The sequence below is a fragment of the Flavobacteriales bacterium genome, from assembly GCA_013001705.1.
GTDB lineage: Bacteria > Bacteroidota > Bacteroidia > Flavobacteriales_D > JABDKJ01 > JABDLZ01.
On record JABDLZ010000113.1, the window covers coordinates 1 to 9,819 of the forward strand.

Sequence of the window (9,819 nt, forward strand, 5' to 3'; positions counted from 1 at the left end):
GACCGCGGTGGGTCATCGTATCGTTGAAGCGCTGCAATACCTCAGGCTCCAGACGGCCTTTCTTCAACCAGATTCCTGAGATCCCGCACATGCCTGCAAAGGTGTGCAATTGAATTCATTGACTCAAGGCAAGGTAGTTCACCTTCCCAACAGGCGCCTGATGCGTTCAGCACCCTTGAATCCGAAGAGGCGATATAGCTTGACATAGAGCGGAGAAGTGACTTCGGAAGAAACGGGTTTGAATCCCGGTGCTAGATATTCTTGCAGGTATCGAAGTCCGAGTTCTGGATATTCTTGATACAGCAATCTGCATGCATCGAATATGCGTTGATCCAATGCCGATAGAACAGCCGGATTACCATCGACCGCATCACGCATCCGTGCACGAAGCTCGATGTATCGTTGCCAGTTGCCCACAGTATCCTGTGCCGAAATGGACCCTTGATCACGCACCCAGACTTCCGTCAAGACTCGACCCTCATCGCTAATGGGATGCGTGTCCTTCTGGAGCAATCGCAGCATCAATTCGGTCTCTTGAGAGCTTTCCATTGCCGTATTCCACCCACCTATCTCCAGCAGGCTTTCTTTTTTGAATAGATTGGAGCAGGTACAGCCCAAGTCGGTCTCTATGAGGTGTATCCACAGCTCGGACTTGAGTTGCGCATACACCTTTTCATTGAGCACCTTTCCTTCTACATCTACTCTGCGATAACTCCCGACCACCATATCTGCCGGACCGTTCTTCTGTAGACATTGCATCTGATGTTCGATCTTCTCAGGCATCAATCGGTCATCTGCGTCCAGAAATTGGATGTAGGCACCTCGAGCCATTTCCAGTCCGGCATTCCGAGCTGCCGGGGCTCCTTGGTTCTCCTGATGGATCAGTTTGAGCTCTGGAAAGCGGCCCGCTAGTTCTTGAAGCACTTGCCAGGTAGCATCTGTACTCCCATCATCCACGCAGATGACCTCGGTCGATGGATAGGTCTGCTCTACAGCGCTGCGTACGCATCTCTCCAGGAAATCGGCTGCATTATAACAGGGAATGATGATACTGACGAGTTCCGACATCGCCTACGAATGTACAGGCATCAAGCGGTCGCTCCACCGCAGCTACTCCCGGCACCGGCTGTGCAGCCATAGCAATGTTGATTGACCAGGATCGGCCGAGTATTGAGCGCTGCGATATCGAATTCGCTGACGTGCTGGCCTTTACTCGCCACCTTCATCTCGAGCATCTGATTGAAATCGCAATCATAGAGATAGCCATCCCAACCTACAGAGATCGTATTTCGACACATCACCCCGAGTGCGGCTGTAGGATTGAATGCATTGGCCAGTTCCTGCATGTATTGCTCGTAGTTCCCACTGGCCACCAGATATTCCAAGAATCGAGAGACCGGCAGATTGGTGATCGCATAGAGCTCATGGAACTCGATACCCCAGCCGTCCATGAGTTTGATCTTGAATTCAGCTTCCAGATCGGCCTGATCGCCCGGTAGGAAGGCCCCGCTGGGATTGAAGACCAGATTGAGTTTGAACCCACTCCCGGGCTTACCGTATCCGACTTCATTGAGCATCTTCAAGGCCCGTATCGATTTCTCGAATACGCCTTCTCCCCGCTGTGCATCCGTCCTGCGCGCAGCAAAATAAGGTAAGGATGAAACCACCTCTACCTGATGCCTCTTGAAGAACTCGGGTAGATCATGGTATTTCTTATGCGCTACGATGATGGTCAGATTGCAACGTACCATCACGTGTTTTCCCATGGCACGCAGTTGCTCTACGAACCAGCGGAAATCGGGGTTCATCTCAGGTGCTCCACCGGTCAGGTCTACTGTTGAGATATCGGTATCTCGTATCGCATCCAGACAGGCCTGCATGGTCTCGCGTGTCATGATCTCCTTTCGATCGGGTCCAGCATCTACATGGCAGTGCTTGCAGACCTGATTGCACATCTTCCCGACATTGACCTGGAATATCTCCACTCCTGTAGCATGGAGAACTGGATGCCCAAGGTCATGTAGACGTGAGGCGAAGCTGGATATCCCTACTGCATCATGATCACTGAGGATCTTATGCTGCACATCTACCGAGGCCAGTTCATGGGCGCGGTACTTGAGCGAGGTCTTCTTTGCTTTCTTGAGCACGGTCATCACATGGTCAGTTCACCTGCCTTGTTCATCATCTGTACTCCATGTACCAGAGATGCACCACCGCGGATAGCGGCCGTGACATGTATGGCCTCCATCATCTGCTCTTCATCTGCGCCTTGCTTCAGTGCATCGGAAGTATAGGCATCTATGCAATAGGGACACTGGATGGCATGAGACACAGCCAATGCGATCAGGGATTTCTCGCGGGCAGTCAGTGCACCGGTCTTGAATACATCGCCATAGTAGTCGAAGAACTTATCGGCCAGTTCTTTATTCCACTCTCCTATATCTCCGAATTTTCCGAGGTCGGAGTCCACGTAATACGGTTTTGACATGATTTTTTAGGTTGTATGTATGAAACTCATCCGCACCGAGCTGGTCGATGGGATATGGGCTCTACAGATCGGCCAACGTCCTTTGGGGATTGGCCATCTGTACTTTCACATGATCGATGGTGAACGTGGAGAACCTTCTCCTCAGCAGGTGAACGGAGGACCTCTGAGTTTGCGGGTGCTGATGAAGCCACTCTCCTTCTCACGGAGATGCAGGCTCACAAAATTCCTCAGTGGATTGAGAATGCTCTCTATGAGAAAAGCAATGCTGTCCTTACCTCGATGCATCTCGAGATAGGCAAATACATCGGCCAGGTTATTCAACTCGATGGCATCGGGACCCAGGACCTTGCAGAAAGCCATGCAATCGAAAAGTTCATCGAAGATGCGCTCGGATTGCCACGGGAGCTCCATCCATAGATGACGGTAATACCGCTCCTTCTGCAAGGCGATGAGGGCCACACCGTTGCGATGGGTCTTGACCAAACAGGTCTTATCCTGCCGCAACAACTCATAGGCCTGTTGATAGACCGATGCGTCCAGTTCAGGAGTATCGTTTCCGAGGATGATGACCTGGTCATAACCGCGGGCCCATACATCTTCAATGGCATTGCAAAAACGCTCCCCGAATCCATGACCGTGCTGCTGGCGCTCATCGATGTGTTCAACGGGAAGTCCAAGGGGTGTCAGTTGACCGAAGAGTTCTTCTTGAAGTTCCTTGTAGAAACGCACATTCACTTCATGACCGTGCTGCTTGAAAATCGGCTTGCGGAGTGCTTCTACATCGGGTCTGTAGGCAAAATATAGTATAGCAGTACGCTTTTGACCCATCTGCACAAATGTAGTCGGGCACGGGGCCTGACCCAAGGAATGCCGATCCTTTATTTAGAAGTCAGAATTGGATTGCTAGGGTATTGCCCGTTCTCCTGACGAGAGAAGCCTCACTTCTTCTTACGCACATACCTGAGATCCAGGTGATTCATGGCATTGCTCCGCAGACCGGTCACATCCTTACGAACGAATCGCATGACCATGTCATAGAATAAAGGGATGACCGGAACCTCTGAGCGGATCTTCAGATTCATCTCCCGGTACAGACTGTCACGTATCACAGGGTCGATCTCTTTCAGACTACTCACGAACAGACTGTCAAAACCCGCATCATTGAATCGGGTGTAGTTGGCTCCTTTGGGGGCAGCATTCTCGGAGTAGAACAAGGCCAAGAAGTTCTCTGGATCCGAATAATCGGCAATCCATGATTTACGGAAGAAGGGTATCTCACCTGCCGATACGGCCGTGCGATGCATGGAGGTAGGTAGCACATCCACCTCGACCTTCAGCCCGATTCTACCCAGTTGATGTTGGATGTACTCACAGAGTTCCACATAATCCGATGTGGTGCTGAGCGTGATCTCTTCCAAGCCTTCCCCATCGGGGTATCCGGCCTCGATCAATAGCTTTTTAGCACTTTCTAGGTCATGTGTCTGGGCCAAACTATCGTCCACAGGCTCTAGGAAACATGCAGGAGGCACGAAACCGAATGTAGCGGGAATGGCCGTATTGCTTTTGATATAGCGGACCATCTGTGCCTTGTCCAGGGCGAGGTCCATGGCCTGACGAACGCGCTTGTCCTGTAGTCCGATAGGAGCATCTTCCATAAGGATACCGAGATAATCGGTCTTCAAGAAAGGCTGGCGCTGGATATAGATCCGGTCGCGATAGGCCTCGGCCAGTTCTCCTTCATCGGTCAGGAGCTCATTGCGGTACTCCTTATAGACCCCACTCATCATATCGTACTTGCCCTTCAAGAAGTCCAAGAACTGTGTGCTCTTATCGGGAACGAAGGAGACCGATACCGCATCCAGGTAAGGCAAGGGCTCTCCGGAATCATCTCGCTCGAAATAATCATCGTGCTTGAGTAGGGCCAAATTGACATCCTCCATCCAGAAGTTGAATCTGAACGGACCCGTACCTACCGGATGGGAGCGGAAATCATCGCCATAATGTGTCACCACTTCATGAGGCACCACATAGCAATACGGCATAGCCAGCATTCCGAGGAAGGGAGGGAAAGGACGTGCCAGATGAATGACCAATGTGCTGTCATCTGTCGCTTCATAGGGATTCTCCTGATCGAGTTTATCGAAGATCCATAACCCAGGAGAAGCAATGGACCCGTCCATGATACGCTCAAAGGAATAGACGAAATCACGGGCCGTGACCACACGTTGAGGACTCAGAAGCTCGTGCGGATGGAAGCATACATCCGATCGTAGATGGAAGGTGTAACGCAGACCGTCCTCAGAAATCTCCCAGGACTTGGCGATGGAGGGCTGGATGTGCAATGCGGTATCCATCTGCACCAATCCGTTATAGAGCTGGGACACCCACCAGATATTCTCCAGATTATTGGCAAAGGCCGGGTCGAGCGATGAGATGCCGGCCGACTCATTGTAGTAGAATATCTGCTTATCGGGGTGACGCTCCTTCACACCGCAGGAGACCATCAATGCCAAGGAGCAGATCCATAGGAAAGTACACACATGCGCTTGCATGCTGTGAAGGTATTCTCCCCTCTTCGACACCGGACCGGCCTCGATATGGAGATACCAACATGCCTCGTGCAAATCCTTATTTTATGCCCATGGATCAGATGATCATTGTCGAAGTCGCGTATATCCTACTCTTGCTATTCACCTTCTATCGCATCATCTATGATACCGAGCGGACGGCCAAGGTCTATGCCTATCTGATGTTGGTACTCATGGTACCTGTACTCGGAATCATCTTCTATTTCAGTTTCGGAGTGAATTACAGGAACCGGAAGATGTTCGAGCGTAAGTCGATCGGGAATCAGAAACTGGAAGAGGTGATGAGCGAAGACCTTCATGCACACACCGAAGGCCTGATAGACCGCTATCTCGGGGAGAACAATGACACTCGCAAGATGGCGCGTCTCTTGCTCAATGACCGGCTAAGTCCCTTGACCCATGGCAATACGGTGGATGTCCTGATCAATGGGGAGGATAAGTATCAGCGATTGCGCGATGACTTGAAGGCGGCCAAAGACCATATCCACATGGAGTACTACATCTGGAAGGATGATGTGATAGGCAATGAGCTCAAGGATATCCTCATACAGAAAGCACAAGAAGGAGTGACTGTGCGTGTGATCTATGATGATTTTGGAAGTAGGGGAATAAAAGGCCGTATGGAGAAGGAACTGAAGCAAGCAGGTGCGGATGTCTTCCCTTTCTACAGTATCAAATTCTATCTACTCGCCTCTCGGATCAATTACCGCAACCACCGGAAGATCGCCATCATAGATGGCAAGGTGGCCTATACGGGTGGAATCAATATCTCTGAGGAGTATGTGAACGACCGTGGATTCGAGCAAGGATACTGGCGGGATACCCACTTGCGCATAGAAGGACCCGGTGTGGCCTATCTCCAATATCTATTCTTCTCCGACTGGAATTTCTCTGCCGAAGAGGCCCTTCCTTTCGAGTCGCATTTCTTCCCTGATGATCTAGGTAGTGCAAAGACGGATAGGGATGTGATGGTGCAAATAGCGGCCAGCGGACCCGATTCCGAACGACCTACGATACTCTATTCATTGATGAAGGCCATCGAATCGGCCGATGAGGAACTCTTGATCACTACGCCTTATTTCGTACCCACCCGAGCTATGCTGGACGGCCTGATCATGGCCGCTCTAGGAGGTGTGGATGTAAAGATCCTACTACCGGAAAAGTCGGATAGTCGTATGGTGGACCTGGTGGGCCGATCCTACTTCAAGCAATTGCTCAAGGCCGGAGTGAAAATCTACCTCTATACGAAAGGGATGATCCATGCCAAGACCATGGTGGTGGATGGCCAACTCTCTATCGTAGGTACGGCAAATCTGGATATACGCAGCTTCGACCTCAATTTCGAGGTCAATGCGATCGTCTATGATGAGAATGTCTCAGATGATCTACGGAAGGCTTTCCAGAATGACCTGGAGGACTCCATGCTCATAGACTGTGATCGATGGTGCGATAGAAGTGTATTCAAAGAAATGGTCGAGCGGATCGCCCGATTGCTCTCCCCTATCATGTAAAAAAAATGGAGGGGTCGAATCTCTCGACCACCTCCACATTAGCACTAACAAAATCGAATAGCTGCCTGGGCCGTGTAATCAGTCCTGTTCTCTTATCAAATAACCTTTTCCAAACATGTGATATGGACTTGGGTCCTCAGACGGAGTGTGAAAATAAGGCAGTCATGCGCGCGAATGGACCCTTTAAGACTATCGGTGATGGCACTTCAACTATCGGTCAGAGTGTTATCCAGTGGAGTGGCTTCTGGTGAGCCAGGACTTGACTTCTTCCCTGCGCCTGCGGGACACAGGTACCTGAGAGTCATCACTGAGGAGCAATAGGCCATCCTGTAGTAAGGCTTTAACGTGCTGGGCATTGATCAGATGGGACTTATGGGTCTTGATGAAGTCATAGGCATGCAGCAGATCCTCGAAGACTCCGATATTATAGGAACTCAGGATATCCTGGCCACCTTTCAAGTATACCCGGGTATACCGTTGCTCACCCTCGAATCGGATGATGTCTCCCACCTGCACTAGATCCAGATCATCCACTCCGGGAAGATGGATCATGGAGCGCTGATCCTCAGCATTGTCCAGATTGTGCTGCAAGAGATCATAGTCCTGCTGCTTCCTTTTCCCGTGAATACGATCGGTGGCCTTAGTTATAGCAGCAGCCAGTTCATCTTCCATCAAAGGTTTGAGGAGATAGTCCACTGCCGAGAGTTTGAGCGCCTGCAGGGCGAATTGGTCATAACCGGTAATGAATATGACCTCTGAACGCACATCATTCAACTTCTTGAGCATATCCAGTCCACTGCCTCTGGGCATGCGGATGTCCAAGAAGATGATCTCCGGTGAAGACTCCTGGATGAGGGTCCTTCCTGTACGCGCATCTGCCGCTTCACCCACTATGCGTATCTCCGGGTGTCGGTCTTCCAAAATTTTGCGGATCACTGCCCGCTGCTTGGCCTCATCATCAATGACCACTGCCGTATACGTCCTCTCACTCATCTCTGAATCCCTTGAATACCAATGTCACTTTCGTACCGGGATACTCCTGGTTCTCAGGCTCCCATTCTGCATAGTCTTTGGTCACCTCTCCCAATCCGGTCTGTTGCAGGGTATGGATACGATCTCTGATCAAGGTCCTGCCCAAGCTGGTGTGTTCATCATTCCTTTTACCTTCTGTTGCGCCCAGCCCTACGCCATTATCCGCTACCACGACAACCAGATCCCCGTCTATATCCCGGAATCCTACATACAAAAGACCTTGGTCATCCATCCGATCAAGCAGTCCGTGATTGATAGCATTCTCCACCAAGGGCTGTATGATCATAGATGGGATATGTGTCTCATCCAGATCCAGGTCTTCAGCAATGTTCCATTCCACCTTGAATTTGTCTTCGAAGCGCATGTGCTCCAACTCGGTATAAAGGGTGAGCAATTCTATCTCCTTGCGCAGGGTCAAATAGCGCTCCTTGCTGGTATCGAGATACATGCGGATCAGTCGGGCGAATTTGGTCAGGTAGGTCTCCGCCTGTTGAGGTTCATTGTGCTGTATATAGTAGCGAATAGCCTCTAGGGCATTGAAGACGAAGTGGGGATTCATCTGAGCGCGCAAAGCCTTTGATTCCATATCAGCGAGGCGCTGTGTGGTCTCCCGCTCCCGTCTACTGGCCTCTAAGAGCAGTTGCTGGCGTTCCATCTCGGCCTTGACCCGTTCTTCCTTATAGCGATTGATCCTATCAGAAAGCGCAAAGCTGAAGAAGAGCACCTCGAATGCCGACCCCATCTGCACATAATGCAGACTCACCATATAGTGATAGTCCATCAGGCCATTCTCAGTAAGGGTGTACAGAATGACTCCCACGGCCAAGAAAAGCCATCCCATCAATACATAACGACCCGTAATGCTTCCTCTGAAGAATGTACGGATGGCAGCGATAAAGACCACGATGGATCCGAATACATTGGCCCCATGGGTGAAGATGTAGCCGATCTTGCTCTCTGTGAAATGACCCAATAAGAAAGAAAGGGCATAGAAACCTGCCGTCATGATCAAGAGCCGGTGTATGACCGGTGCATCAGTGCGTGTCTTCAATAAGCGCATGATGAACAGCGCTACGATGATTCCAGACAATTGTGGATAGATGGCCGATCCATAGGTCTTCAAGTAGATGCAGTCTGCAAAAATGTATTGCTGAAGCACTCCGGTCATATACCCCATGAGCAGGATCATACTCATCAAGAAGATGATATATATGAGATAATTGATGTCCCTGACCGAGATGTAGATGAAGCTATTGTAGAGGATCATGATGATCAAGAGACCGAAATACAGGCCATTGATGAACGATTGTTTGTCCACATAATCGGTCAAGCCCACATTATCGGCCAAGTAGATGGGTATGGTCCGATTGTTCTTCGATTCGAAGCGAAGCAGGTATATCCCCTCACTGTTTGTAGGCAGCTTATAGACCATAGGAGAAATGTTCATATGCCTGCTCCTGAAGGGCAAGGACATACCCGTATGTAGCACCTCATGCGGTGTACCTCCTTCTACCTCGAATACCTTATAGGACGTCATGCGCGGTTCCAACTGGCTCAGGTAGTAACATCCTCTTTCCCGTTGACTCAGATCCAGATAGACCCAAAGTGCCTCTTTAGATACTCCGAGCGTATAGACCTCCCGCTCTGAAGGCTGGAATTCATCCAGGAGACTCAAGGCCTCCTCTGCTGAGATCGTGGTAGGCAGGTGGAGATAGAGCCCGTCCTTACCCACATTGATGAAGCGTCCTTCTTCTATCCCCCAAGCCGACTGGTACGACAGCCCAAGAAGCAGGACGAGCATACTATAGAAGATCCGTGGATGAGGCATATAGATGATTGCTGAGAAACAAGCTGTGCGACTGACGTCCAGTTCTCAGCGAAAGATAGAAAAAGGCACGAGCCTGATGGGTACTTCAGATCACCTGGCCCCAGAATCCTGGCATAGGATTCATTCTCATTCGAGATACAGTGCGTCTATCGCAAGTCTCTTTCCATTCCTACCCACACATCGGATCATGTAGACACCGGAGGTTTTTATATCCAATGGGATACTGACCTGAGAATGGAGATCAGGGATGTCTGCTACATACACTTCCCTTCCGGAGTAATCAAAGACACTGAGTCGAATCCCCTCGGGGAAGAAATGTTCAGTATCTCTGATCTGGAGCATCCCATCGTACCAGATATCCAGAGCCACCTC

Annotated in this window: 9 protein-coding genes; 1 reads left to right on the forward strand and 8 read right to left on the reverse strand. The window is 50.4% G+C overall.

Annotated elements, in window-relative coordinates; genetic code table 11:
- Window positions 1-138: 138 nt before the first annotated feature.
- From HKN79_04665 to HKN79_04685, 5 genes are all read right to left on the reverse strand, one after another.
- Entirely contained in the window at window positions 139-1,068 is a 930-nt protein-coding gene (locus HKN79_04665; GenBank protein NNC82849.1) for a glycosyltransferase family 2 protein, read from the reverse strand.
- A 20-nt stretch (window positions 1,069-1,088) separates the two neighbouring features.
- Window positions 1,089-2,153, reverse strand: a complete 1,065-nt coding sequence (locus tag HKN79_04670; protein NNC82850.1) for a radical SAM/Cys-rich domain protein — start codon at window positions 2,151-2,153, stop codon at window positions 1,089-1,091.
- Complete coding sequence (locus HKN79_04675; protein NNC82851.1) at window positions 2,153-2,488, reverse strand: 4-carboxymuconolactone decarboxylase; 336 nt, start codon at window positions 2,486-2,488, stop codon at window positions 2,153-2,155. The genes HKN79_04670 and HKN79_04675 overlap by 1 nt, the downstream gene beginning before the upstream one ends.
- 141 nt (window positions 2,489-2,629) lie before the next feature.
- Window positions 2,630-3,316 carry a DUF2064 domain-containing protein gene (locus tag HKN79_04680; GenBank protein NNC82852.1) on the reverse strand — a complete coding sequence of 229 codons (687 nt, stop codon included), beginning with the start codon at window positions 3,314-3,316 and terminating at the stop codon, window positions 2,630-2,632.
- A 110-nt stretch (window positions 3,317-3,426) separates the two neighbouring features.
- Window positions 3,427-5,040: an ABC transporter substrate-binding protein gene (locus HKN79_04685; protein NNC82853.1), complete on the reverse strand. Its 1,614-nt coding sequence runs from the start codon at window positions 5,038-5,040 to the stop codon at window positions 3,427-3,429.
- Between the two features lie 89 nt (window positions 5,041-5,129).
- On the opposite strand from HKN79_04685, the gene cls reads away from it, so the two are divergent.
- Window positions 5,130-6,587 carry a cardiolipin synthase gene (gene cls / locus HKN79_04690; GenBank protein NNC82854.1) on the forward strand — a complete coding sequence of 486 codons (1,458 nt, stop codon included), beginning with the start codon at window positions 5,130-5,132 and terminating at the stop codon, window positions 6,585-6,587.
- A 225-nt stretch (window positions 6,588-6,812) separates the two neighbouring features.
- On the opposite strand, the gene HKN79_04695 is transcribed toward cls, so the two are convergent.
- The 3 genes from HKN79_04695 to HKN79_04705 all read right to left on the reverse strand — a co-directional run.
- The gene (locus HKN79_04695; GenBank protein ID NNC82855.1) at window positions 6,813-7,580 is read right to left on the reverse strand and encodes a response regulator transcription factor; all 768 of its coding nucleotides are present in this window, start codon (window positions 7,578-7,580) and stop codon (window positions 6,813-6,815) included.
- Window positions 7,573-9,447, reverse strand: coding sequence for a histidine kinase (locus tag HKN79_04700; GenBank protein ID NNC82856.1), 1,875 nt, complete (start codon window positions 9,445-9,447; stop codon window positions 7,573-7,575). The genes HKN79_04695 and HKN79_04700 overlap by 8 nt, the downstream gene beginning before the upstream one ends.
- A gap of 126 nt (window positions 9,448-9,573) precedes the next feature.
- Window positions 9,574-9,819 (reverse strand): hypothetical protein (locus tag HKN79_04705; protein NNC82857.1); only part of this gene is annotated, 246 nt, incomplete at its 5' end.

Excerpts from the sequence above, each read along its gene's own strand:
- HKN79_04665 (NNC82849.1), bottom strand. The coding sequence starts at position 1,068 with ATGTCGGAACTCGTCAGTATCATCATTCCCTGTTATAATGCAGCCGAT.
- HKN79_04670 (NNC82850.1), bottom strand. The coding sequence starts at position 2,153 with ATGACCGTGCTCAAGAAAGCAAAGAAGACCTCGCTCAAGTACCGCGCC.
- HKN79_04675 (NNC82851.1), bottom strand. The coding sequence starts at position 2,488 with ATGTCAAAACCGTATTACGTGGACTCCGACCTCGGAAAATTCGGAGAT.
- HKN79_04680 (NNC82852.1), bottom strand. The coding sequence starts at position 3,316 with ATGGGTCAAAAGCGTACTGCTATACTATATTTTGCCTACAGACCCGAT.
- HKN79_04685 (NNC82853.1), bottom strand. The coding sequence starts at position 5,040 with ATGCAAGCGCATGTGTGTACTTTCCTATGGATCTGCTCCTTGGCATTG.
- cls (NNC82854.1), top strand. The coding sequence starts at position 5,130 with ATGGATCAGATGATCATTGTCGAAGTCGCGTATATCCTACTCTTGCTA.
- HKN79_04695 (NNC82855.1), bottom strand. The coding sequence starts at position 7,580 with ATGAGTGAGAGGACGTATACGGCAGTGGTCATTGATGATGAGGCCAAG.
- HKN79_04700 (NNC82856.1), bottom strand. The coding sequence starts at position 9,447 with ATGCCTCATCCACGGATCTTCTATAGTATGCTCGTCCTGCTTCTTGGG.